Consider the following 22,921-nt stretch of genomic DNA (forward strand, 5'->3'; position numbering starts at 1 on the left):
CCGCTTCGCAGCCAAGCGTTGCCGATCTCCTATCACTTCTACTAGTAGCAATGCTCGAAAAAAGAACGCATAGTCAACTGCACAACGTTGACTCCTCTGTAGATCTGTTGATGAGAACGCCAGACTATGAAAACAAAAGAGACTGTCATTCATTATTTTTACCAGAACGCACGACTGGCAACACTAAAGTCGAACGACTACTATCGGAAAACTTTCAGCAATCTAGACGACCACCTTGCCGAATTAATTATATCCGAAACCAGAAATATCAAAGTTTTAGCGATTGACGCAAACGGTTCAAACTTGCAGATCCAAGACGAGCAGCATGGTCACAACTACTCCGCGTACGGCTACGTTTCAACTTTACCATCCCCTGCATCTGAAACAGGATTTAATGGCCAGCACATTGACAAATTAACGCAAAGATATTTTCTCGGCCTAGGTTACCGCATATACAGCCCCTATCTAATGCGTTTTTACTCCCCAGACAGCATGAGCCCGTTCAGAGCTGGTGGGTTAAATGCTTACGCATACTGTTCAGGTGACCCAATTAATTTTATAGACCCCAGCGGCCACATGAAACATATCAAAGTCAAAGCACCAAAGACTGCCGATTATTACAATGCAAAGCTCAGCAAACTCAAGGCAACCGGTACAGAAAAACTAAACACAAGAAACCATTATGCCGATCGTCTGGCGAACGCAAGTCAGACTGATAAAAACAGGCATAGACTTTATGAAATAAGTGGCAAAAAGTCTCAGCAGAACTGGATGAGCGGAGTTTCAGATAAAGTCAAAGCTCTTGATAAAGAGCTTGATAGGTTAGAAGGCAAAGCGAAAAAATATATTGACGCACTCAAACAGTTAGAGCACATGGCCTCCACAGTCCCCAAGTCTGCACCCAGTACGCCACGAGGGAGTATCGTATCCAACTATGAGCCTAGCGCTCCACGAGGTAGCATTGTATCCAACTATGAGCCTAGCGCTCCACGAGGTAGCATTGTATCCAACTATGAGCCTAGCGCTCCACGAGGTAGCATTGTATCCAACTATGAGGCTGGAGCACTTAGTTTTCCTTCAACTGTGGCGAATGTGCGAAGAGACTGAGATACAAAGCCAAAAAGCTGACTACTTATGTAAGCTACATAAGTAGTCACGCATAAAAGGCTGTAACACTCAACCGACGACGCCGTTGTGTCGCGCTGACCTTGCCTTTAATTGTACAAAAATTAACAGTCGACGAGTGGCACTTTATGAGATCTGGCACAGCTGCCGGCAACAGCTTGGAGCGATCTTACACCTATGTAGCGAATCTGTACGTTCACTTAGCATGCTCCATCATTTTGTTTTTCCCGCTGCCTGTAACCCCATACATATCCACCCGCCTCAGAAAACTTTTCGGAACTGATGGGCTATGTGCGGCATTTGACCATTGATGGCCTGATGGACAACAAGCCGTAGTTGCTTTGGGCGTCACACTATCTGAGCGCAATGGCCAAGGCGCTGATGGATGATGCTGAGTTCGGGATGATGCGCTGAGTGATGGGGTGGCAGGGCTGGCCTCTTCGCGGGCAAGCCCGCTCCCACAGAGACTCGTGTCAGACTATAAAACTAGTATTTCTGCCAGTATCAAAATCCCTGCAGCTGTTCAGAATGGGCTCCAAGCAGCCTCCATTCATCCAGCACGGCAGGGACTTGAATCATGAGCAAAGCATCGAAACGTTCGCTTTTCTTCTACCTGGGCGACAAGCTCATTACCGTGAAAGAAGGCGGCCAGTATCGCGCCATCTTCCGCAATGCGGAACAACCGCTGGCAGAGTGGAGCGCAGACCAGACACAAGGCGGTGGCCTGCTGGCCACCGATGACAAAGGCTCGGTCTTTGTCGTGCAAGGCCCAGCCGAACAGCCATGAAAAAGCCCCTCGAATCGAGGGGCTCTTTGTCACATCACGCGATCACGCCGCGCCCCACATCTTGTGCGGGTCGATCACGAATTTCTTCGGCACGCCTGCATCGAACTCGCCATACCCTTCCGGCGCCTGATCCAGGTTGATCACCTGCACGCCGACCACTTCGGCAATGTTGATGCGGTCCCACATGATCGCCTGCATCAGCTGGCGGTTGTACTTCATGGTCGGGGTCTGGCCGGTGTGGAAGCTGTGCGACTTGGCCCAGCCCAGGCCGAAGCGGATGCTCAGCGCGCCGATCTTGGCGGCGGCGTCCACCGCGCCCGGGTCTTCGGTCACGTATAGGCCCGGGATACCGATGTTGCCGGCCACACGGGTGACTTGCATCAGCGAGTTCAGCACGGTAGCCGGAGCCTCGTGCTTGGCACCTTCGTGGCCATGGCCGCGGGCCTCGAAGCCAACGGCATCGACGGCGCAGTCCACTTCCGGCTCGCCGAGAATGTCGACGATCTGCTCGTGCAGCGGGGTGTCCTTGGACAGGTCGACCACTTCGAAGCCCTGCGACTTGGCGTGGGCCAGGCGGGCTGGGTTCAGGTCACCGACGATCACGCAGGCGGCGCCCAGCAGGCGCGCCGAGGCAGCGGCGGCCAGGCCGACCGGGCCGGCACCGGCGACGTAGACGGTGCTGCCTGGGCCAACGCCGGCAGTGACGGCGCCGTGGTAACCGGTTGGCAGGATGTCGGACAGGCAGGTCAGGTCGCGGATCTTCTCCATGGCCTTGTCGCGATCCGGCAGTTTCAGCAGGTTGAAGTCAGCGTAAGGGACCAGTACGTATTCGGCCTGGCCGCCGGTCCAGTCGCCCATGTCGACGTAGCCGTAGGCACCACCAGCGCGGGCCGGGTTGACGGTGAGGCAAACACCGGTGTGCATCTCTTTGCACGAGCGGCAACGCCCGCAGGCGACGTTGAAGGGTACCGACACCAGGTCGCCGATCTTCAGGCGCTCTACGTCACGCCCCAGCTCGACGATTTCACCGGTGATTTCGTGGCCCAGGACCAGGCCGACCTGGGCGGTGGTGCGGCCGCGGACCATGTGCTGGTCGGAGCCGCAGATGTTGGTGGAAACCACCTTGAGGATCACGCCGTGCTCGATTTTCTTGCCGCGTGGGTCTTGCATTTTCGGGTAGTCGATCTTCTGCACCTCGACCTTGCCCGCGCCGAGATACACCACTCCACGATTGCCAGACATGCTCTTACCTCGCTTGATTTTTATGTTTGCAGCGGTGGTGGAACGCGCCGCCGTCCATGGGCGGCATGTGTTACTGGAATGCAGGAATTGTGGGCCTGAATCGGTGCTTTGCACTGACTGGAAACGACAAGGGGATGCCTTTTAGCGGCAGGGGAAAGTGTGGGGCCATTCGCGGGCACGCCCGCTCCCACAAGTATTGCGCTGAACCTGAAGACAGCAAAACACCTGTGGGAGCGGGCTTGCCCGCGAAGAGGCCGGTGCAGGCTATTAGAGAACGACAGTCCGGTTGGCGTTGAGGAACACCCGCCGCTCGATGTGATAACCCACGGCCCGCGCCAAGGTCAGGCACTCGATATCACGCCCCTTGGCAATCAGGTCTTCCGGGTAATGGCTGTGGTCCACCACCTCGACGCCCTGGGCAATGATCGGCCCTTCGTCGAGGTCGTTGTTGATGTAGTGCGCCGTGGCGCCAACCATCTTCACCCCCTTGTTGTAGGCCTGGTGATAAGGCTTGGCGCCCTTGAAACCGGGCAGCAACGAGTGGTGAATGTTGATCGCCCAGCCATCCAGGCGCCGGCACAGCTCCGGCGACAGCACCTGCATGTAGCGGGCAAGCACCACCAGCTCCGCGCCGGTTTCTTCGATCACCTGGATCACCTTGCGCTCCTGCGCAGGCTTGTCCTTGGGGTCGAGGGCGAAGTGGTAGTAGGGAATCTTGTGCCAGTGCGCCAACGGCTCGAGGTCCGGGTGGTTGGACACCACCGCGACCACGTCCATGGCCAGCTGGCCGATGCGCTGGCGGTACAGCAGGTCGTTCAGGCAATGGTCGGCCTTGGACACCATGATCACCACCTTGGGGCGGTGATTGGGTGCGGTCAGCTCGAAGGTCATGCCGAACGCATCGCTGCGCTCGGCGAGGCCGGCACGAAAGCCCGCCTCGTCGAAATCGTCCGGCTGGCGGAACTCCACGCGAATGAAGAAGCGCCCCGACAACCGGTCATCGAAGGAGTGGTGCTCCGTGACGTAGCAGTGCTGCTCGTAGAGGTAACGCGTAACTACGTCGACGGTGCCGAGCATGCTCGGGCAATCGGCGGTGAGAATCCAGGTATCCGGTGCCCGACTCATGTTCTGCTCTCCTTACGCCTCGATGCTCAGGCCATACTCGGCCGAAGCGTCCTGCAGCCACAGCCACCAGTAATCGGAGAAGCTGCGGCGGATCACCAGTTCCCAGGTGTCTTCGGCAGTGCGGCGGATCACCAGTTGCGACTTGGCGAACACGGTGCCGACAGCCTTGCCGACCGGGAAGTTGTTTGGGTGAACATCATAGCTGGTGGATTTCATCAGCACTTCGCGCACGTTGGGGCCGCGCAGCTCCAGCAGGCTCTGCCCGCCGCTGACATTCACCACCTGGATGTGCTGGCCTTCGAGGGCCGCACGCAGCTTCTGTTCAACCGCCAGTTCCTGGCCGCCTGGAACGATCAGCAGCCACTCGTCGGGGCCGACCCATTGCAGGGAGCTGTCAGCATTGGCCACGACGGTCAGGGCAACCGGCAGCTCCAGGCCCAGGGCCTTGTGCACGCCAGCGGCGAATTCCGGGTTGTGGCCATCGCCACGAATGGTCAGGTGACCGAGGAATTTCTTCTCACGCAGGGTCACGCCTGCGTTTTTGCGGCCTTTGCCAACCAGGCTGGCCAGGTCGGCGTGGTGCAGTGGCGACTGGGCCTTGGCCTCGGCGCCGGGGTTTTGCTGGAAGACGTTGATAGCGCTCATTTCTTACCTGCCTTGAATTCTTGTTCGTCAGGGCTGCGCAGCGCTGCAAGCAGGCTGCGCGACCATCCGGGGCCTTAGACGTTCTGCCGCTCACCCTTCGGATCGAAGAACACCGAAGACACGATCTCCGCCTCGATCACGCTGCCATCCGCCTGTGGCGAGTACACACGCTCGCCCATGCGCTTGAGGCCGCCCTTGACCACACCCATGGCGAATGAATAGCCCAGGGAGTTGGAGGCGTAGCTGGAGGTGACGTGGCCAACCATGTCCATCGGGATCGGCTGCTTCGGATCGAACACCAGCTGGGCGCCTTCCGGCAGCCACTTGGTCGGGTCGATCGGCTTCAGGCCTACCAGCTGCTTGCGGTTGTCGCGCAGGCAGTCTTCGCGGTTCATGCCACGCAGGCCGATCCACGAGAACGGCTTGTTGCGGCCCACGCACCAGCTCATGTTGAGGTCGTCCGGGTTCATCGAGCCGTCGGTGTCCTGGCCAACGATGATGAAGCCCTTCTCGGCACGCAGTACGTGCATGGTCTCGGTGCCGTACGGGGTCAGGTTGTACTTCTTGCCCGCCTCGATGATCTGTTCCAGCACGCCCATGGCGTAGTTGGCCTGTACGTTGACTTCGTACGACAGCTCACCGGTGAACGAGATACGGAACACGCGGGCCGGCACGCCGCCAACGTTGCCTTCCTTCCAGGTCATGAACGGGAAGGCTTCCTTGTCCATGTCGATGTCGGTCAGCTCGCTGAGCAGCTTGCGGCTGTTGGGGCCGGACAGGGTCATGGTGGCCCAGTGGTCGGTGACCGAGGTGAAGTACACCTTCAGCTCTGGCCATTCGGTCTGGTGGTACAGCTCCATCCACTGCAGCACGCGGGCGGCGCCGCCGGTGGTGGTGGTCATGATGAAGTGGTTGTCGCCGACGCAGGCGGTCACGCCGTCGTCGAAGACCATGCCGTCTTCCTTGCACATCAGGCCGTAGCGGGCCTTGCCCACGTCGAGCTTGGTCCAGGCGTTGGTGTAGATGCGGTTGAGGAACTCGCGCGCATCCGGGCCCTGGATGTCGATCTTGCCCAGGGTCGAGGCGTCCAGCAGGCCCACGCTGTCACGCACGGCCTTGCATTCACGGGCCACGGCAGCATGGATGTCTTCACCGGCTTTCGGGAAGTACCACGGGCGCTTCCACTGGCCGACGTCTTCGAACTCGGCGCCGTTCTTCACGTGCCAGGCATGCAGGGCGGTGAAGCGCACGGGCTCGAACAGGTGGCCACAGTGGCGACCGGCTACCGCGCCGAAAGTCACCGGCGTGTAGTTCGGGCGGAACATGGTGGTGCCCATTTCCGGGATGGTGATGCCGATCGAACGGGCGGCAATGGCCAAGCCGTTGATGTTGCCCAGCTTGCCCTGGTCGGTACCGAAGCCCAGTGCGGTGTATCGTTTTACGTGCTCGACCGACTCGAAGCCTTCGCGGGTGGCCAGTTCGATGGCGGCCGCGGTGACGTCGTTCTGCTGGTCGACGAACTGCTTGGGTGCGCGGGCAGTGCCTTTGTCGTGCGGCACCTGGAACAGCGCCACGGTGGCCTCTTCCTTGCGCGCCACGGTTTTCGGCAGGCTACCAACGGTGGCCTTGAAGCCGGCTTCAGTGGCTGCGCGGGCGCCGCCTTCGAAGCCATCGGCAATCACATCGCCCAGGGTGTAGACGCCGTTGATGCCGCCTACGCATTCGCGTTTTTGCGGGGCATCGCCCGGCACGAAGCCGAGGATATCTTCACGCCAGACTGGGCGACCGCCCAGGTGCGATGCCAGGTGCACGATCGGGCTGTAGCCGCCGGAGGTGGCGATCAAGTCGCATTCGAGGGTTTCGCCAGGGCTGGTGACCTTGTGCGCCTGCACATCGATGGCGGCCACACGGGCTCCGCTGACGTGCTTGGTGCCCTTGGCCTCGATCACGGCACTGGAAGTGAGGATGCGGATGCCCTTGGCACGCGCTTCTTCAACCAGCGAACCACGTGGGTTGTGGCGGGCGTCGGCAATGGCGACCACCTGCAGGCCAGCGTCGTGCCAGTCCAGCGCGGCGCGGTAGGCGTGGTCGTTGTTGGTCGACAGCACCAGCTTGCGGCCCGGGGCCACGCCGTAGCGGCGCACGTAGGTGGAAACAGCGCCGGCCAGCATGTTGCCCGGCAGGTCGTTGTTGCCGTACACCAGTGGGCGCTCGTGGGCGCCGGCAGCCAGCACCACGCGCTTGGCCCGCACGCGGTGTACGCGGTGGCGTACCTGGCCGATCGGGGCGCGGTCGCCGAGGTGGTCGGTGAGGCGCTCGTGAATGGTCAGGAAGTTATGGTCGTGGTAACCGTTGACCGTGGCGCGTGGCAGCAGGGTCACTTCTGGCAGGCTTTCCAGCTCTTTGACCACAGCGTTGACCCAGTCGGCGGCAGGCTTGCCGTCGAGGGTTTCGCGGGTGTCGAGCAGGCTGCCGCCGAACTCTTCCTGCTCGTCAGCCAGGATCACGCGGGCACCGCTGCGGGCAGCCGCCAGCGCGGCGGCCAGGCCAGCAGGGCCGGCACCGACGATCAGCACGTCGCAGTGCTGGTTCATGTAGTCGTAGCTGTCCGGGTCGTTCTGCAGCGGCGCACGGCCAAGGCCTGCGGCTTTGCGGATGTACTTCTCGTAAGTCATCCAGAACGATTTCGGGTACATGAAGGTTTTGTAGTAGAAGCCCGGCGGCATCATGCTGCCGCCGACCTTGCCGAGGATGCCCATGACGTCGTTGTTGACGTTCGGCCAGCCGTTGGTGCTGGTGGCGACCAGGCCTGCGTACAGCGCCTGCTGAGTGGCACGTACGTTAGGGATCTGGGTGGCTTCGCTGGAGCCGATCTGCAGGATGGCGTTCGGCTCTTCGGTACCGGCGGCGATGATGCCGCGAGGGCGCGAGTACTTGAAGCTGCGGCCAACGATGTCGACGCCGTTGGCCAGCAACGCGGCGGCCAGGCTGTCACCGGCATAGCCCTGGTAGGTCTTGCCGTTGAAGGTGAAGTTCAGGACCTTGCTGCGGTCGATACGGCCGCCGCTGGCGAGGCGATAGGTCTGGCTCATACTTTTTCCCCTTGGCCTTTGACGGTCGACGGTGCGCTGCTTGGCTTGCCGGCGTCGGTCACTTGCGGCTTCTCGCCAATCTTGTAGGTTTCCAGAATCTCGTAGGTCACGGTGTTACGGGTGACGTTGAAGTACTGGCGGCAGCCGGCAACGTGGTCCCACAGCTCATGGTGAATACCGCGCGGGTTGTCACGGTAGAACATGTAGGTACCCCACTCCTCGTCGGAGCAGGCGTTGGGATCCAGCGGGCGGGCGATGTGCGCCTGGCCAGAGGCGTGGAACTCTTCTTCGGAGCGCAGCTCGCCACAATGGGGACAGAAAATATGCAACATGACGGTGGCTCCGGTTAGTGGGCGACGGCGGCAGCGCCGTGTTCGTCGATCAGTGCGCCGTTGTAGAAGCGGTCCATGGAGAACGGCGCGGCCAGTGGGTGCATTTCGCCCTTGGCCAGGCTCGCGGCGAAGACGTTGCCCGAACCTGGGGTCGCCTTGAAGCCGCCAGTACCCCAACCGCAGTTGAAGAACATGTTCTTGACCGGGGTCTTGGTGATGATCGGGCAAGCGTCCGGCGAGGTGTCGACGATGCCGCCCCACTGGCGGTTCATGCGCACACGCGACAGGTTCGGGAACATCTCGACGATGGCCTGCAGGGTGTGCTCGATCACCGGGTACGAACCGCGCTGGCCGTAGCCGACCCAGCCGTCGATACCGGCACCGATCACCAGGTCGCCCTTGTCGGACTGGCTGATATAGCCGTGTACGGCGTTGGACATGATCACGCTGTCGATGATCGGCTTGATCGGCTCGGAGACCAGTGCTTGCAGCGGGTGCGATTCCAGCGGCAGGCGGAAGCCGGCCAATTTGGCCATGTGCCCGGAGTTACCGGCAGTGACCACGCCGACGCGCTTGGCGCCGATGAAGCCTTTGTTGGTTTCCACACCGATGACTGCGCCGTTTTCCTTGCGGAAGCCGATCACTTCGGTCTGCTGGATCAGGTCCACGCCCAGGGCGTCGGCGGCACGGGCGAAGCCCCAGGCCACGGCGTCGTGACGGGCTACGCCGCCACGGCGCTGAACAGTGGCACCGAGGATCGGGTAGCGGGTGTTCTTCGAGCAGTCCAGGTACGGGATTTCGGCCGCGACCTGGGCGGTGTTGAGCAGCTCGCCATCGACGCCGTTGAGGCGGTTGGCGCTCACACGGCGCTCGGAGTCACGCATGTCCTGCAGGGTGTGGCACAGGTTGTAGACGCCGCGCTGGGAGAACATCACGTTGTAGTTGAGGTCCTGGGACAGGCCCTCCCACAGCTTCATGGCGTGCTCGTACAGGTGCGCCGACTCGTCCCACAGGTAGTTGGAACGCACGATGGTGGTGTTACGGGCGGTGTTGCCGCCGCCCAGGTAACCCTTCTCGATCACCGCGACGTTGGTGATGCCGTGTTCCTTGGCCAGGTAGTACGCCGTGGCCAGGCCATGGCCGCCACCGCCGACGATGACCACGTCGTAGACCTTTTTAGGGGTCGGCGTGCGCCACATGCGCTGCCAGTTCTCGTGGTGGCTGAGGGAGTGCTTGAAAAGGCCGAAGCCCGAGTAGCGTTGCATGGTCGTTTACTCCACTCAGCGGTAAACAGGGAAGTCAGCGCACAGGGCCGCGACGTTCTTCGCCACATCGGCTTCGACGTCAGCGTCACCGAGGTTGTCGAGGATGTCGCAGATCCAGCCGGCCAGGGCCACGCACTGGGCGACCTTGAAGCCGCGGGTGGTGACGGCCGGGGTGCCGATGCGCAGGCCCGAGGTGACGAACGGCGACTGTGGGTCGTTCGGCACGGCGTTCTTGTTGACGGTGATGTGCGCGCGGCCCAGGGCGGCGTCGGCATCTTTGCCGGTCAGGCCTTGGCGGATCAGGCTGACCAGGAACAGGTGGTTGTCGGTACCGCCGGAGACTACGTCGTAGCCGCGGTCGATGAACACCTGGGCCATGGCCTGGGCGTTTTCGATCACTTGTTTCTGGTAGCTCTTGAACTCAGGCTCCAGCGCTTCCTTGAAGCACACGGCCTTGGCGGCGATCACGTGCATCAGCGGGCCGCCCTGGGCACCCGGGAATACCGCGGCATTGAGCTTCTTCTCGATCTCTTCGTTGGACTTGGCCAGGATCAGACCGCCACGTGGACCGCGCAGGGTCTTGTGGGTGGTGGTGGTGACCACATCGGCGAACGGGATCGGGTTCGGGTACAGGCCAGCGGCAACCAGGCCGGCAACGTGGGCCATGTCGACGAACAGCAGCGCACCGACCTTGTCGGCGATGGCGCGGAAGCGTGGGAAATCGAGGGTCTTGGAGTAGGCCGAGAAGCCAGCAACGATCATCTTCGGCTTGTGCTCGACGGCCAGGCGCTCGACTTCGTCGTAGTCGATCAGGCCGGTATTGGTGTCGATGCCATATTGCACCGCGTTGTACAGCTTGCCCGAGGACGACACTTTGGCGCCGTGGGTCAGGTGGCCGCCGTGTGCCAGGCTCATGCCGAGGATGGTGTCACCGGCCTGCAGCAGGGCCAGGTAGACCGCGCCATTGGCCGAAGAACCGGAGTGCGGCTGGACGTTGGCGTAGTCGGCGCCGAACAGCTGCTTGGCGCGCTCGATGGCCAGGGCTTCGACCTTGTCGACGTGCTCGCAGCCACCGTAGTAGCGCTTGCCTGGGTAGCCTTCGGCGTACTTGTTGGTCAGGCCGCTGCCCTGGGCCTGCATCACGCGCTTGCTGGTGTAGTTTTCCGAAGCGATCAGCTCGATGTGATCTTCCTGACGCTGTTCTTCGGCATTCATCGCCGCCAGCAGTGCATCGTCGTAACCCTGGATCTGGTCTTGCTTGCTGAACATCGTGTATCTCCCGGCAGCGATCGTTTTTTGTCGTGGGGCACTGTGGCCCTTTGTGGCGATGTTATGACTGGCCGGGGCGGATCAGATGCCTGCGCACGCCTTGCAATGGCGCGTTTACGACATTCGTTGTGGTGTTGGCTTCTTCGCGGGCAGGCCCGCTCCCACAAGGCATGCCACAACCCTTGTGGAAGCGGGCGCGCCCGCGAAGAGGCCAGCACAGGCAACACAGGCCTCAGCCCATGCACAGCTTGTATAGGCAACTGCTGAATCGATGGTTTAGAGTGCTGTTCTGCGTCGTTCACAGGACAGAGCCATGACAGACAAGAGCCAACAATTCGCCAGCGACAACTATTCCGGCATCTGCCCCGAAGCCTGGGCCGCGATGGAAAAGGCCAACCAGGGCCACGACCGTGCCTACGGCGACGACCAATGGACCGAGCGTGCGTCGGAGTACTTCCGCAACCTGTTCGAAACCGACTGCGAAGTGTTCTTCGCCTTCAACGGCACCGCCGCCAACTCCCTGGCCCTGGCCTCGCTGTGCCAGAGCTATCACAGCGTGATCTGCTCCGAGACCGCCCACGTCGAAACCGACGAATGCGGCGCGCCTGAGTTCTTCTCCAACGGCTCCAAGCTGCTGACCGCACCCAGCGTCAACGGCAAGCTGACGCCTGAATCGATCCGCGAAGTGGCGCTCAAGCGTCAGGACATCCATTACCCCAAGCCGCGGGTGGTCACCATCACCCAGGCGACCGAAGTCGGCACCGTCTATCGCCCCGACGAGCTCAAGGCGATAAGCGCCACCTGCAAGGAGCTGGGCCTGAACCTGCACATGGATGGCGCGCGCTTCACCAACGCTTGCGCGTTCCTTGGCTGCAGCCCGGCCGAGCTGACCTGGAAGGCCGGTGTGGATGTGCTGTGCTTTGGCGGTACCAAGAACGGCATGGCGGTGGGTGAAGCGATCCTGTTCTTCAACCGCCAGCTGGCCGAGGACTTCGACTACCGCTGCAAACAGGCCGGGCAACTGGCGTCGAAGATGCGCTTCCTGTCGGCGCCGTGGGTCGGGCTGCTGGAGGATGGCGCCTGGCTACGCCATGGCAATCACGCCAACCATTGTGCGCAGTTGCTGGCGTCGCTGGTGGGTGATTTGCCTGGGGTGGAACTGATGTTCCCGGTGGAGGCCAATGGGGTGTTCCTGCAAATGCCTGAGCACGCCATTGAGGCGCTGCGCGGCAGGGGATGGCGGTTCTATACCTTCATTGGTAGCGGTGGGGCGCGGTTCATGTGCTCGTGGGATACCGAGGAACAGCGGGTGCGTGAACTGGCGGCGGATATCCGGAGCATCATTACCGCCTGACAGATTGCCGGGAAGGCTACGCCCTCCTTGCGCGACATAAGGCCGCTCCTACACGAGGTATGAGTTCCCTTGTAGGAGCGGCCTTGCGTCGCGAAAGGGCCGCAAAGCGGCCCCAGCAATCTAAAGCTTGAACCCGCCCATCTGCCGCGCCAGATCATCGGCCAAGCCGCGTAACGCCTGGCATTCCTCGCGGCACCCCTGCACCTCGGCCGCCGTCTCCCGTGCCAGGTCGGAAATGCCCTGCACCGTCCGGTTGATCTCCTCGGTCACTGCCGACTGCTCCTCGGTCGCCGTGGCCACCTGATGGTTCATGTCGCTGATGTGCTCCACCTGGTCGGTAATCGCGCCTAACGACGCGCCGGTACGCTGGCTGGACTCCACGCCACTGCCGGTCGCCTGCTGCCCCGCCTGCATTGAACTCACGGCTGAACCGGCACCTTGCTTCAGGCGCTGGATCATCTGCTGCACCTCATCGGTCGACAATTGCGTACGCCGGGCCAAGGTACGTACCTCATCGGCCACAACGGCAAACCCGCGGCCCATCTCCCCTGCCCGCGCGGCCTCGATGGCAGCGTTCAATGCCAGCAGGTTGGTCTGTTCGGAAATACTGCGGATTACCGCAAGCACTTCATCGATCGAAGCAACTTCATCCGCCAACTGGCTGACCGCATCAGCCGCCTTGCCAATATCGCCCGACATGCCCTCGATACCGCGGATCGAACGCTGCACGACTTCGCGTGCCTGCAACGCCTCCTCCCGCGCCGATTGCGATGCCTGCGCCGCATCCCCAGCATTGCGGGCGATATCCTGCACGGTCAGGCCCATTTCATGCACGGCGGTAGCGACCATCTCGGTCATTTCCTGCTGGCGACCGGAGCGCTCGGCCGTGTTGTCCACCACCTGGGTGACCTGCTCCACAGCCAGGTGCAGCCGCTGGCTGGTGCGCAGCACCTCGCCAATCAACCCCCGCTGGCTATCGAGGAAGCGGTTGAAACCACGGGCCAGGTCGCCCAGTTCATCCTGGCGGGCATCGTCCAGGCGATGGCTGAGGTCGCCGCTCCCACCGCCGATCTCTACCAGCGCGGCGGTGACGCGGCGAATCGGCCGCACCAGGCCACGCGCCAGCAGCACCACCAGCAGCAGCGAAATCAACGCAACCGCGCCGCCGATCAGGCTGGTCAGCCACACAGCCTGGCGCATCTGCGCGTAGATTTCCGCCTTCGGCACCTCAGCCACCAAGGTCCAGTTCAAGTCCCGCAAGGGCAACCCCAGTGCCAGATAGTCTTCGCCGTCTCGGCTGAAATGACCGCTGTGCAGTTGCCCCCCCTTGGCCATTACAGTCCTGGCTGCGCCCTCGCCCATTTGCTCGGCGAGCTGGCGCTTGCCGCTGAAGGCCGCATCCGGATGCACCTGGATCAGGCCGTCGTTGCGCACCAGGAAAACTTTGCCGTGCTGGCCGAAGCTGAAGTCGTGGATCAGTCTCGACAGCTCGGTCATGCGCAGCCCCATGCCGGCCACGCCGACCAGCTTGCCAGCCTTTTCCACCCGGTAATCGATGAACAGCGCCAGTTGGCCCGTGGCGTGGTCGATGTCGATATTCACCAGGCGTTCGGCGCCGCTGTCGATGTAGCCGTAGAACCACTTGTCATTGGGGTTGCTGCGACTGAGGACGCGGTCCAGGCCATTCTCGTTGTAGTAGTTGCCGGTTTCGGTCGAGGCGAACAGCGTGGTGAACGCATGGTTGCGTTGTTTGGCGGCCTGCAGGTATTCCAGGAATTGCGGGGCTTGAGCGGGATCTTCGCCAGCGGCAAGCCAATCGCGCAGCAGCGTATTACCGGCAATGTCGGCTGCAGCTACCAACGGCTGGCCAAGCATGCGCTCGATGTCGTTACGGATGGCTTCGATGCTGGCCGGCAACGCGGTATCGACCAGGTAACGCTCGGTCAGGCGGTTGAGCGCCACCGTGAAGATGATCACCACCACCAGGATGCTCGCCAGCAGGGCCGCGCCCATGCTCGCAATCAATTGCCACTGGATGCTCTTACGCCAGATATGCATGCCCCGCTCCCCGCTAATTATTGTTTTGCGAGAAGTGTATACACTTGCGTATTCAGTTAATCCAGTGATCTGGAACAATCAGATGGCGTCTGTGAAAGCGGGTTTACCCGCGAATACGTCAGTGGACTCACCATCGTATTCGCGGGTAAACCCGCTCCCACAGGGGGCTAGTGCAGATTCTTACTGCTCTGCAATCGTCCGAACGATAGCGTCCACTGTGGCGTCGATCTGCGCCTGGGTACGCTCGAGGGTCTGCTGGTGTTCTTTTTGCAGTTCGACCTGCTTGGAACACAGGTTCAGCGCGGCCAGCACCAGCAACTTGTCGCCGATCAGGGTCGGGTACTGGCGCTTGGTTTCATTCAGCGCGGCGTTGAGCATCCGCACTGCCTGGGCCAAGGTCTCTTCCTGGCCTTCGGGCGCCTTGATCGAATAGTCGCTGCCGAGGATCGACACGACATTGATCGGCTGCGCTTGCAATCTCATGCGCCGACGACGCCGGCACTGGCGCGGTCAACCAAGGCCTGCAGGCGTGCGGCGGTGCTGCCATTCTTCTCTTCCTGCTCCATCAGCGACAGCTGCAGGGTTTCGTTTTCTTCCTTGGCCTGGGCCAGTTCCTGGCCGAGGGCGGTGTTCTGCTCGGTGAGTTGAGCGTTTTTCTGCATCAGGTCGCTGACCAGTTGCTCGATTTGATTCAGGGAGGCTTCCAGCATGGGTCTATCTCGGGTTGTTGCAAAGGGCGCACACGATAAAGAAAAGCGTGAGCCCCCGCCATTAAATATCGGATTCTTAAGGTTTCTACCCCGCAGATTGACAGGGTATCGGGCCCCTTGTTCCGACCTGGATCAACCGCCGGTCAGGTAAATAGTTAGCTGGCTCACATTTTCCCTCCATCAGCCTCAAGACTGAACAGTCACGACCGATAGACAGGTAGGTCATATTTCGTCGCACGGACCGCGCCTCCATATTCCTTGCCTGGACTCTTCCTCCATGTCTCTACGCAACATGAACATCGCCCCGCGCGCGTTGCTCGGGTTCGCCCTGATCGGCGTGCTCATGCTCGGCCTTGGTATCTTCTCGCTCATGCAAATGGGCAACATCCGCCAGGCCGGCGTGGACATCGAGAATGTCAGCGTGCCCAGCATCAAGACCCTGGACGAGCTGACCGCACTCAACCTGCGCATGCGCACCCTGTCCTATCGCCTGCTGCTCAACCGCGAACCGGAAACCCAGCGCGATACCCTCAACCTGCTGGACCAGCGCAACGCCCAGATCGACCGAGCCCGTCAGGCCTACCTGCCGATGATCGGCGCCGCCGACGAGCAGGCCGCCTTCGACCAGTACACCCAATTGCTCAACCAGTACCGCCAGCTCGAGTCGCGCATGCGTAGCCTGAGCCAGGCCAACCGCCTGGACGAATTGCGCGACCTGCTCAACCGCGATCTGCTGGCCAACTCCGAGCAAATCAACAAGGTCATGGACACCCTGGTGCAGATCAACACCGACCAGACCCGCGCCACAAATCAAACCGCCGCCAGCCAGTACTCCGCCGCCTTCGGCCTGGTGATCGGCCTGTTGATCGCTGCCACCGTACTGACTTTCCTCTGCGCCTTTCTGCTGACCCGCAGCATCGTCAAGCCGATCGAAGAAGCGCTGCAGGCGGCCGAGCAAGTGGCCGACGGCGACCTGACCAAGGTCATCCGCGCCGAAGGCACCGACGAAGCAGCCCGCCTGCAGCGCGCCATGGCCCGCATGCAGGACAAGCTGCGCGACACCCTGCAACTGATCGCCGGTTCCGCCACCCAGCTGGCCTCGGCAGCCGAGGAGCTGAACTGCGTCACCGACGAAAGCGCCCGCGGCCTGCAGCAGCAGAACAATGAAATCGAACAGGCCGCCACCGCCGTCACCGAGATGACCAGCGCCGTGGAAGAAGTCGCGCGCAATGCGGTCAGCACTTCGGAAGCTTCAAGCGAAGCCAGCCGCTCGGCCGGCGACGGTCGTGACCTGGTCATGGAAACCGTGGGTGCCATCGAGCGCATGAGCGGTGACGTGCAGGCCACCGCCCAGCTGATCACTCACCTGGCCGAGCAGTCGCGCGATATCGGCAAGGTGCTCGACGTGATCCGCGGCCTGGCCGACCAGACCAACCTGCTGGCGCTGAACGCCGCGATCGAAGCGGCACGTGCCGGTGAGGCCGGTCGTGGCTTTGCCGTGGTAGCAGATGAAGTGCGGGCGCTGGCCCATCGCACCCAGCAGTCGACCAGCGAGATCGAGCGCATGATCGGCAGCATCCAGGGCGGTACCGAACAGGCGGTGGAGTCGATGCGCACCAGCACCGAGCGCGCCGAGTCGACGTTGAATATCGCCAAAGGTGCGGGCATGGCGCTGGATACCATTGCCGGGGCGGTGGCGCAGATCAACGAGCGCAACTTGGTGATTGCCAGTGCGGCAGAGGAACAGGCCCAGGTAGCGCGGGAGGTGGACCGCAACCTTGTGAACATCAACGACCTGTCGGTGCAAAGTGCTACCGGGGCGCATCAGACCAGTGCGGCGAGTGCCGAGCTGTCGCGGCTGGCTGTGGATTTGAATGGGTTGGTAGCGCGCTTCCGTACCTGACTTCAGATAGCCGGGGCCGCTTTGCGGCCCTTTCGCGACACAAGGCCGCTCCTACAGGAGATACGCGTTCCCTTGTAGGAGCGGCCTTGTGTCGCGAATGGGCTGCGAAGCAGCCCCAGCAATCTCGGATCAGTAATCGATCCGCACATCCCCCTTCGGCACACTGCAACACGACAGGATGTAGCCCTCGGCTTCGTCTTCCTCGGTAATCCCGCCGTTGTGCTCCATCTCCACTTCGCCACCCAGCTTGAGCACCTTGCAGGTCCCGCAGATGCCCATGCCGCAGGCCTTCGGAATCATCAGCCCGACTTTTGCCGCCGCCGCATGCACGGTCTCGCCCGGGGCGACGCGGATGCTCTTCTCGCTGCCGATGAACTCCACCAGGTTGAGGTCCGAAGCATCCACTTCCGGCGCATCGGCCGCCTGCTCGGCATGTTCCACCGCATCGGCCTTGGCTTCCGGTGGCGTCGCGCCGAACGATTCCTCGTGGTAGTTCTTCATGTCGAAGCCGACGGCTTCGAGCATGCGCTTGACGGCGCTCATGTACGGCGTCGGGCCGCAGCAGAACACCGTGCGCTCCATGTAGTCCGGCGCAATCAGTTCCATCAGGCGCTGGTTCAGGTAACCGCGATAACCCGCCCATGGCTCACCTAACCCATGCTTCTCGCAGATGATGTGCAAGCTGAAGTTGGGAATGCGCGAAGCCATCTGTTCCAGCTCGCGGTGGTAAATGATGTCCTTCGGCGAGCGGGCACTGTGCACGAACACCATGTCGACGTTGGCGTTGGTGTCGTAGAACCAGCGCGCCATCGACATCACCGGGGTAATGCCCACGCCACCGGATAAGTACAGCACCTTGCCCGCCGGGAAATCGATGGCGTTGAACAGCCCCACCGGCCCGTGCACCGGCAGCTCGGCGCCTTCGTGCATGGTGTCGTGCAGGAAGTTGGACACCTGCCCGCCCGGCACACGCTTGACCGTGATCGAGAAGCTGTACGGCACCGACGGCGAGCTGGAGATGGTGTACGAGCGCATCACCGGCTTGCCTTCGATCTCCAGCTCCAGGGTGACGAACTGCCCGGGCTTGAAGAAGAACATGATCGGCTGGTCGGCCATGAAGCAGAAGGTGCGCACGTCCCAGGTCTCCTGGATGACCTTGACGCAGCGCACGATGTGGCGGCCGTTTGCCCAGGTCTGGGTGGTGACCGGATTGAGGAAGGTATCGGACATGTTCATCTCCAGCGGCCGACTATGGCCCTTTTTATGGCTTGGATAATGCGCAAGCTGAAGGCTGCGTACATTCCTGCCAGCGACATCGGCGTGCTTATCGCGACCAGCCCCGCACTACAAGGGCTGGGGCGTCGTAATTCAAATCGGCCATGTCGCCCATGGATACGGTTCATGGCGTCTTCGGACGCACACTCCACGGCAAAACAACATGCTGTTTTCTGATAAGCAGCCTTGCGGCACCACAACAACGATTAGCCACCTTTTGCCGGCCGCGCACGGCCCCGAGGAATACACGATGGACGTCACCGCAACCCTGAGCCTGGGCGATCCACTGGAACCTGCACGCAAGGCCACCGCCGAGATGCTGCAGACCCGCGAGCGCACCTACTCGCTGCCCCAGCCGTTCTACACCGACGAGCGTCTGTTCCAGATCGACATGCAGGAGATCTTCCAGAAGGAATGGTTGATCGCCGGCATGACCTGCGAGATCCCGGCCAAGGGCAACTACATCACCCTGCAGATCGGCAAGAACCCGATCCTGGTGGTGCGTGGTGCTGAAGGCAAGGTGCACGCCTTCCATAACGTCTGCCGCCACCGCGGCTCGCGCCTGTGCGTAAGCGACAAAGGCAAGGTGGCCAAGCTGGTCTGCCACTATCACCAGTGGACCTACGAGCTGGACGGCCGCCTGCTGTTTGCCGGCACCGAAATGGGCGCCGACTTCGACATGAAGGAGTACGGCCTCAAGCCTGTGCACGTGAAAGTCGCGGGTGGATACATCTTCATCAGCCTGGCGGAAAACCCGCCTGCCATCGACGAGTTCCTGGCCACCCTGGAACACTACATGGAACCGTACGACATGGAAAACACCAAGGTGGCGGTGCAGACCACCTTGATGGAAAAGGCCAACTGGAAGCTGGTGCTGGAAAACAACCGCGAGTGCTACCACTGCTCCGGTTCCCACCCAGAGCTGCTGCAGACCCTGCTGGAGTGGGACGACACCAACGACCCACGTGCCGACCAGGCCTTCAAGGACCACGTGGCCGCGTCCTCCGCCGCCTGGGAAGCCGAGAAGATCCCGTATCTGCACAAGAGCCATGGCCTGCGTAACCGCATTGTGCGCATGCCGCTGCTCAAGGGCACCGTGTCGATGACCATGGACGGCAAGCAGGCCTGCCAGAAGCTGATGGGCCGCATCAAGAACCCGGACCTCGGCTCGATGCGCATCCTGCACCTGCCACACTCGTGGAACCACTGCATGGGCGACCACATCATCGTCTTCACCGTGTGGCCGATCAGCGCCCAGGAGACCATGGTCACCACCAAGTGGCTGGTGCACAAGGATGCCGTCGAAGGCGTGGACTACGACCCGGAGCGCATGCGCAAGGTGTGGGATGCCACCAACGACCAGGACCGTCGCCTGGCCGAAGAGAACCAGCGCGGGATCAACTCCACCGCTTATCAGCCTGGGCCGTACTCGAAGACTTATGAGTTTGGTGTGGTCAATTTCATTGACTGGTACAGCCAGCGAGTATTGAACAATTTGGGGGCGGAGCCAGCGCCGTATTTGAAGGAAGTGCAGGCGCAGTAAGTCATGTTGCACCCGGGCAATAGCACCTTGCGATTGCCCGGTTCTCCTCACACAGTGGTTCCATTGCCCTGCCGAATCGATTGCACGGCCTGCGCGACGACCGTTCGCACGCGCCATCAGCAATGTTCAGAACGCCCTCGGCCAGGCCAAGCGAATAAAACAGCACAGGTATCGAAAAGGCACCGTTGCGGTCCACGCGATTATCGGGTCTGCAAAGCAATACGAGTAGGGGTGGGCGCCACCCTGACCGAACGGGCTGAGTGAGTCCGGACTGTTGAAGCGCATGAGCGCGGGGTTGTAGCGACGGCGGCCATTGCCAAGATGATAGTGGCCTGTCAGGGAATCGAAGTGTTCGCCACAAAATCCCAAGCGCGTGTCGAGTAAGCCAACTGCTGCACCGTAAGCAGTGAAGCTAGATAGGTGGCCATGCCAGATCAAAGCTTGGTGCTCTCGACTGATCCAGTGGAGTGCCTTCTGCCGCTCCGTACTTCGCCGACCGGTCCTACTGGAGATGGCGATCGGCTCATGCCTATGTGCACCACCCCCGGATTTACATTGATCACGACATGCCCAGAATGAGTCGAAGGAAGCGGGGGCGTTGGTGCGGGCACTGCCTGGTGCGGCTCACTTAGCTGCTCATAACCAGATAGATAGCGAATATTCTGCGCAACTACACCTGCAAGATGCCTGACGCCACTAGCCACATTCTTTTTAATGGTCATGGTGGACTTGATGATCGATGACACATTGCCAAGACTCATCATCCCCAAAGCAGCGGGCTGCAACCTTTGCGAGCCGCTGAACAACATGCCTACCCCAGTTACTACCATCACTGTCTCGAACATGAGCTGTCGATTGGCCCAGAGCGCCGAGCGGCTCTGGATTCTGCTGGTCAGCGCAGCAAGATTGAGGCCGGTATAAGCGGCAACTGTCGTGGCCCTGGTCACCTCGATTGAAGCTAGAGCAGCCAGGAATTTGCCCGAGGGGTCGACATTATTGACAGGGTCTCCCGCACAGTAGGCGTAGGTATTAATTCCACCTTGGCCAAAGGGGCTCAAATGATCGGGGTTTAGAAAACGCATCAGACCGGGGCCATAAAGCCTGTGGCCGTTGCCAAGGTGATAACACCCTGTCAGAGGGTCATGACGCTGACCCGCAAATGCGGCCAGAGGACCAAAGACAGATGGCGCGTATCCATAAGGGGAATAAATCCTTTTAGACGAGCTTTGAGTGCCTGAACCGAGCCAAGCAGAGCGCTGCCTATCCGTCACCAACAAGCAGGCTCGTCTCATTGATTAGCGCTCGGACTGACATTCTTGACGATCACGTTAACGCCGACGAGCAGATTCGAACACTGATAAAACTGCTAGGTCAGCCTGTTCAATTATTGATCAACCACAGCTCTGAGCAGGCGTAGCCTGCCCTGCGCACTTGTGCCAACAATTTATCCACAGGCTTGCATACAGCATCTGTGGACATCGAAATTTCCGCATGGCAAACAACAGCACTCCGGCACTTGATCAAACATTGATCACATCATCGGAGCCCAGTATTTCAGAGGGCTCCAGAGACTACCAAACACCTTGTCCACAGGTCGATAAACAGAATTCGTTAACAACTGTGCAGATAAGCAGCCAACGCCTGTGCATAAAGATCTGAAAAGCTCGAATCATGAGGATGTTAGCCCATCCAAAGGACCTTGATCATTATTTGCCCAACACAACCAATCCCTTTGGTTCCGTGGCCTGCAACCGAGGACAAACACATTATCCACAGGGTAGCTAACAGCGAATGTGGGAAACATACGAAAATGCAACCGGAACTGGCCTGGAGTTCCTCGCTGTGGATTGACTATTTTGTAATCAAACTCATGAACACAGCGCAGATATTGGCCTCCAGCGAAGCACAAACACTTTATCCACACGTTGGCGAACAGATTCCGTGGGCAAAATCTCCCTGACCTATCATTTTTAACAGTATTCCTGAGATCGCCCGTGTGTTTGAGTAATGGCCATCAATTTGCCATCAATCAAAGGAGCGACTTATGCACAGCCGCCAGACAGGCTCTGTGAAATGGTTTCATGACGGTCACGGGATGGGCGTGATCAGCGTGGAGGGACAGCAGGCGAACTACCTGGTGCTGCGCTGTGCAGCAAGGAACGAGGGATTGTCGGCGGGGCAGAGGGTATCATTCGAACCAGTGACCGGAGGGCTGGCGAACTGGGCGTTCAACGTGGTCCGGCAATAACCGCTTTTTGCAGGAGCGGCCTTGCCGGGGCACCGGACCGGTCGGAAAGGGTCGCGTAGCGGCCCCGGCATTCTCAGCGCTGATTAATTGCTGGGGCCGCTGCGCAGCCCTTTCCGACCGGTCCGGTGCCCCGGCAGGGCCGCTCCTGCAGGAACGCGTCGCCGGATTCAGCGCAGTACGCCCTCCTCCACCAGCAGCTTGAGGATCGCCTCGGCGCCTTCCTGTGGAGAAACATCCTTCAGCACCTTGCCGCCGCCACCACTGGCCTTGGCCGTGGCGGCCTTCATCCGGTCCGCACCGCTCTTGGCCTTGATCACTTTGAGCCGCTTGGGCCGTGGCCTTGCCGGCTGCAGCTCGGCTTCAGTCAGCAGTTCATCCTCGACGATCGCGACATTGCGCGCCGCCAACACACCGCGGCGGGCTGGGCCAAAAGCGCTCTGGCGGGGCTTGGGCGCCGCGTTATCCACAGTGGCCAACAACGGCAGGCGCACTTTCAGGCGGCGCCGCTGGCCACGTGGCAGCGCCTGCAGCACCTGGGCAGTACCGTTTTCGATCGACTCCACTTCAGCCAGCCCCACCACCAGCGGCCAACCGAGCTTCTCGGCCAGCAGGAACGGCAGCATGCCCGAGCCTTCACCGGTTTCAGCCTGGCTGCCAGTCAGCACTAGCTGGGCGCCAGCATCGCGCAGGTAGTCACCCAGCACGCCCAGCACATCGGCGCCAGCCGGCTGTTCCAGCACGTCCAGATGGTCCAGGCCCATGCCCAGGTAGGCGCGCAGTGCTTCCTCCCGCGGGTCGCCGGCATGCACCACCTGCAAGTTATCCCCAGCCAGCTGCAAACCCAGCTCCACGGCGCGCGCATCCTGCTCGGCGCGGCGGGCGCGGCCGGAGCTGGGGTGGGCGCCGATGGAAACCAGGCTGATCACTTTCGTACTCATGCTCGTGCCC

General features: G+C 61.1%; 19 protein-coding genes and 4 pseudogenes. 8 read left to right on the plus strand and 15 right to left on the minus strand.

Translation table 11 applies throughout. The features are described from left to right. The first annotated feature begins 126 nt into the window (after nucleotides 1-126). The 3 genes and pseudogenes from ACLEJU_RS26165 to ACLEJU_RS26175 all read left to right on the plus strand — a co-directional run bounded on the left by ACLEJU_RS26165 (nucleotide 127) and on the right by ACLEJU_RS26175 (nucleotide 1,912). Nucleotides 127-1,107 carry an RHS repeat-associated core domain-containing protein gene (locus tag ACLEJU_RS26165; RefSeq protein WP_435424992.1) on the plus strand — a complete coding sequence of 327 codons (981 nt, stop codon included), beginning with the start codon at nucleotides 127-129 and terminating at the stop codon, nucleotides 1,105-1,107. A 276-nt stretch (nucleotides 1,108-1,383) separates the two neighbouring features. After that, nucleotides 1,384-1,539 (plus strand): annotated as a pseudogene (locus ACLEJU_RS26170) (DUF3077 domain-containing protein); the annotation flags it as partial. Nucleotides 1,540-1,702: 163 nt separating this feature from the next. Next, nucleotides 1,703-1,912, plus strand: a complete 210-nt coding sequence (locus ACLEJU_RS26175; RefSeq protein ID WP_435424993.1) for a hypothetical protein — start codon at nucleotides 1,703-1,705, stop codon at nucleotides 1,910-1,912. A 42-nt stretch (nucleotides 1,913-1,954) separates the two neighbouring features. Here the strand turns inward: ACLEJU_RS26175 and fdhA are convergent, their stop codons facing one another. The 7 genes from fdhA to ACLEJU_RS26210 form a co-directional block, all read right to left on the minus strand. Then, nucleotides 1,955-3,154 carry a formaldehyde dehydrogenase, glutathione-independent gene (fdhA, locus tag ACLEJU_RS26180; protein ID WP_027917538.1) on the minus strand — a complete coding sequence of 400 codons (1,200 nt, stop codon included), beginning with the start codon at nucleotides 3,152-3,154 and terminating at the stop codon, nucleotides 1,955-1,957. 267 nt (nucleotides 3,155-3,421) lie between these two features. Next, entirely contained in the window at nucleotides 3,422-4,279 is an 858-nt protein-coding gene (purU, locus tag ACLEJU_RS26185) for a formyltetrahydrofolate deformylase (protein WP_435424994.1), read from the minus strand. 12 nt (nucleotides 4,280-4,291) lie between these two features. Next, entirely contained in the window at nucleotides 4,292-4,924 is a 633-nt protein-coding gene (locus tag ACLEJU_RS26190) for a sarcosine oxidase subunit gamma (protein ID WP_159408584.1), read from the minus strand. A 74-nt stretch (nucleotides 4,925-4,998) separates the two neighbouring features. Further along, nucleotides 4,999-8,016: a sarcosine oxidase subunit alpha gene (locus ACLEJU_RS26195; RefSeq protein ID WP_159408583.1), complete on the minus strand. Its 3,018-nt coding sequence runs from the start codon at nucleotides 8,014-8,016 to the stop codon at nucleotides 4,999-5,001. Further along, nucleotides 8,013-8,348 (minus strand): sarcosine oxidase subunit delta, encoded by a 336-nt coding sequence (locus ACLEJU_RS26200; RefSeq protein ID WP_103448656.1) that lies wholly within the window; start codon nucleotides 8,346-8,348, stop codon nucleotides 8,013-8,015. The genes ACLEJU_RS26195 and ACLEJU_RS26200 overlap by 4 nt, the downstream gene beginning before the upstream one ends. Nucleotides 8,349-8,362: 14 nt before the next feature. Continuing rightward, a complete protein-coding gene (locus ACLEJU_RS26205; protein ID WP_003255680.1) occupies nucleotides 8,363-9,613 on the minus strand; it encodes a sarcosine oxidase subunit beta family protein in 1,251 nt (416 codons plus the stop codon). Nucleotides 9,614-9,628: 15 nt separating this feature from the next. Beyond that, entirely contained in the window at nucleotides 9,629-10,882 is a 1,254-nt protein-coding gene (locus tag ACLEJU_RS26210; protein WP_039581293.1) for a serine hydroxymethyltransferase, read from the minus strand. A 313-nt stretch (nucleotides 10,883-11,195) separates the two neighbouring features. On the opposite strand from ACLEJU_RS26210, the gene ACLEJU_RS26215 reads away from it, so the two are divergent. Next, a complete protein-coding gene (locus ACLEJU_RS26215) occupies nucleotides 11,196-12,236 on the plus strand; it encodes a low specificity L-threonine aldolase (RefSeq protein WP_435424995.1) in 1,041 nt (346 codons plus the stop codon). Nucleotides 12,237-12,356: 120 nt separating this feature from the next. On the opposite strand, the gene ACLEJU_RS26220 is transcribed toward ACLEJU_RS26215, so the two are convergent. From ACLEJU_RS26220 to ACLEJU_RS26235, 4 genes and pseudogenes are all read right to left on the minus strand, one after another. Beyond that, nucleotides 12,357-13,094: a methyl-accepting chemotaxis protein gene (locus ACLEJU_RS26220; RefSeq protein ID WP_435425004.1), complete on the minus strand. Its 738-nt coding sequence runs from the start codon at nucleotides 13,092-13,094 to the stop codon at nucleotides 12,357-12,359. Nucleotides 13,095-13,220: 126 nt separating this feature from the next. Then, a pseudogene (locus ACLEJU_RS26225) lies at nucleotides 13,221-14,294 on the minus strand (HAMP domain-containing protein); the annotation flags it as partial. A gap of 180 nt (nucleotides 14,295-14,474) precedes the next feature. After that, nucleotides 14,475-14,777, minus strand: a complete 303-nt coding sequence (locus tag ACLEJU_RS26230; protein WP_435424996.1) for a cell division protein ZapA — start codon at nucleotides 14,775-14,777, stop codon at nucleotides 14,475-14,477. After that, nucleotides 14,774-15,004 (minus strand): hypothetical protein, encoded by a 231-nt coding sequence (locus ACLEJU_RS26235; RefSeq protein ID WP_435424997.1) that lies wholly within the window; start codon nucleotides 15,002-15,004, stop codon nucleotides 14,774-14,776. Before ACLEJU_RS26235 ends, ACLEJU_RS26230 begins: the two co-directional genes overlap by 4 nt. Nucleotides 15,005-15,296: 292 nt before the next feature. Between ACLEJU_RS26235 and ACLEJU_RS26240 the strand changes: the two are divergent. Together ACLEJU_RS26240 and ACLEJU_RS26245 are read left to right on the plus strand one after the other, a co-directional pair. Further along, nucleotides 15,297-16,052: pseudogene (locus ACLEJU_RS26240) on the plus strand (MCP four helix bundle domain-containing protein); the annotation flags it as partial. Continuing rightward, nucleotides 16,044-16,907, plus strand: a complete 864-nt coding sequence (locus tag ACLEJU_RS26245; RefSeq protein ID WP_371922791.1) for a methyl-accepting chemotaxis protein — start codon at nucleotides 16,044-16,046, stop codon at nucleotides 16,905-16,907. The pseudogene ACLEJU_RS26240 and the gene ACLEJU_RS26245, both read left to right, overlap by 9 nt. A 129-nt stretch (nucleotides 16,908-17,036) precedes the next feature. On the opposite strand, the gene gbcB is transcribed toward ACLEJU_RS26245, so the two are convergent. Continuing rightward, nucleotides 17,037-18,137 carry a glycine-betaine demethylase subunit GbcB gene (gene gbcB / locus ACLEJU_RS26250; RefSeq protein WP_110639185.1) on the minus strand — a complete coding sequence of 367 codons (1,101 nt, stop codon included), beginning with the start codon at nucleotides 18,135-18,137 and terminating at the stop codon, nucleotides 17,037-17,039. 295 nt (nucleotides 18,138-18,432) lie between these two features. On the opposite strand from gbcB, the gene gbcA reads away from it, so the two are divergent. Next, nucleotides 18,433-19,725 carry a glycine-betaine demethylase subunit GbcA gene (gene gbcA / locus ACLEJU_RS26255; RefSeq protein ID WP_435424998.1) on the plus strand — a complete coding sequence of 431 codons (1,293 nt, stop codon included), beginning with the start codon at nucleotides 18,433-18,435 and terminating at the stop codon, nucleotides 19,723-19,725. A gap of 201 nt (nucleotides 19,726-19,926) precedes the next feature. On the opposite strand, the pseudogene ACLEJU_RS26260 reads toward gbcA, so the two are convergent. Further along, nucleotides 19,927-20,091 (minus strand): annotated as a pseudogene (locus ACLEJU_RS26260) (RHS repeat-associated core domain-containing protein); the annotation flags it as partial. A gap of 68 nt (nucleotides 20,092-20,159) precedes the next feature. Further along, nucleotides 20,160-21,017, minus strand: coding sequence for an RHS repeat-associated core domain-containing protein (locus ACLEJU_RS26265; RefSeq protein ID WP_435424999.1), 858 nt, complete (start codon nucleotides 21,015-21,017; stop codon nucleotides 20,160-20,162). A 752-nt stretch (nucleotides 21,018-21,769) separates the two neighbouring features. On the opposite strand from ACLEJU_RS26265, the gene ACLEJU_RS26270 reads away from it, so the two are divergent. Beyond that, nucleotides 21,770-21,973, plus strand: coding sequence for a hypothetical protein (locus tag ACLEJU_RS26270; RefSeq protein WP_435425000.1), 204 nt, complete (start codon nucleotides 21,770-21,772; stop codon nucleotides 21,971-21,973). A gap of 167 nt (nucleotides 21,974-22,140) precedes the next feature. Here ACLEJU_RS26270 and etfB read toward each other — a convergent pair whose 3' ends face one another. After that, nucleotides 22,141-22,911, minus strand: a complete 771-nt coding sequence (etfB, locus tag ACLEJU_RS26275; protein WP_435425001.1) for an electron transfer flavoprotein subunit beta — start codon at nucleotides 22,909-22,911, stop codon at nucleotides 22,141-22,143. Nucleotides 22,912-22,921: the final 10 nt, after the last annotated feature.

The sequence above is a fragment of the Pseudomonas sp. SMN11 genome, assembly GCF_052041945.1.
Lineage (GTDB): Bacteria > Pseudomonadota > Gammaproteobacteria > Pseudomonadales > Pseudomonadaceae > Aquipseudomonas.

Excerpts from the sequence above, each read along its gene's own strand:
- ACLEJU_RS26165 (WP_435424992.1), top strand. The coding sequence starts at position 127 with ATGAAAACAAAAGAGACTGTCATTCATTATTTTTACCAGAACGCACGA.
- ACLEJU_RS26175 (WP_435424993.1), top strand. The coding sequence starts at position 1,703 with ATGAGCAAAGCATCGAAACGTTCGCTTTTCTTCTACCTGGGCGACAAG.
- fdhA (WP_027917538.1), bottom strand. The coding sequence starts at position 3,154 with ATGTCTGGCAATCGTGGAGTGGTGTATCTCGGCGCGGGCAAGGTCGAG.
- purU (WP_435424994.1), bottom strand. The coding sequence starts at position 4,279 with ATGAGTCGGGCACCGGATACCTGGATTCTCACCGCCGATTGCCCGAGC.
- ACLEJU_RS26190 (WP_159408584.1), bottom strand. The coding sequence starts at position 4,924 with ATGAGCGCTATCAACGTCTTCCAGCAAAACCCCGGCGCCGAGGCCAAG.
- ACLEJU_RS26195 (WP_159408583.1), bottom strand. The coding sequence starts at position 8,016 with ATGAGCCAGACCTATCGCCTCGCCAGCGGCGGCCGTATCGACCGCAGC.
- ACLEJU_RS26200 (WP_103448656.1), bottom strand. The coding sequence starts at position 8,348 with ATGTTGCATATTTTCTGTCCCCATTGTGGCGAGCTGCGCTCCGAAGAA.
- ACLEJU_RS26205 (WP_003255680.1), bottom strand. The coding sequence starts at position 9,613 with ATGCAACGCTACTCGGGCTTCGGCCTTTTCAAGCACTCCCTCAGCCAC.
- ACLEJU_RS26210 (WP_039581293.1), bottom strand. The coding sequence starts at position 10,882 with ATGTTCAGCAAGCAAGACCAGATCCAGGGTTACGACGATGCACTGCTG.
- ACLEJU_RS26215 (WP_435424995.1), top strand. The coding sequence starts at position 11,196 with ATGACAGACAAGAGCCAACAATTCGCCAGCGACAACTATTCCGGCATC.
- ACLEJU_RS26220 (WP_435425004.1), bottom strand. The coding sequence starts at position 13,094 with ATGACCGAGATGGTCGCTACCGCCGTGCATGAAATGGGCCTGACCGTG.
- ACLEJU_RS26230 (WP_435424996.1), bottom strand. The coding sequence starts at position 14,777 with ATGAGATTGCAAGCGCAGCCGATCAATGTCGTGTCGATCCTCGGCAGC.
- ACLEJU_RS26235 (WP_435424997.1), bottom strand. The coding sequence starts at position 15,004 with ATGCTGGAAGCCTCCCTGAATCAAATCGAGCAACTGGTCAGCGACCTG.
- ACLEJU_RS26245 (WP_371922791.1), top strand. The coding sequence starts at position 16,044 with ATGCAGGACAAGCTGCGCGACACCCTGCAACTGATCGCCGGTTCCGCC.
- gbcB (WP_110639185.1), bottom strand. The coding sequence starts at position 18,137 with ATGTCCGATACCTTCCTCAATCCGGTCACCACCCAGACCTGGGCAAAC.
- gbcA (WP_435424998.1), top strand. The coding sequence starts at position 18,433 with ATGGACGTCACCGCAACCCTGAGCCTGGGCGATCCACTGGAACCTGCA.
- ACLEJU_RS26265 (WP_435424999.1), bottom strand. The coding sequence starts at position 21,017 with ATGAGACGAGCCTGCTTGTTGGTGACGGATAGGCAGCGCTCTGCTTGG.
- ACLEJU_RS26270 (WP_435425000.1), top strand. The coding sequence starts at position 21,770 with ATGCACAGCCGCCAGACAGGCTCTGTGAAATGGTTTCATGACGGTCAC.
- etfB (WP_435425001.1), bottom strand. The coding sequence starts at position 22,911 with ATGAGTACGAAAGTGATCAGCCTGGTTTCCATCGGCGCCCACCCCAGC.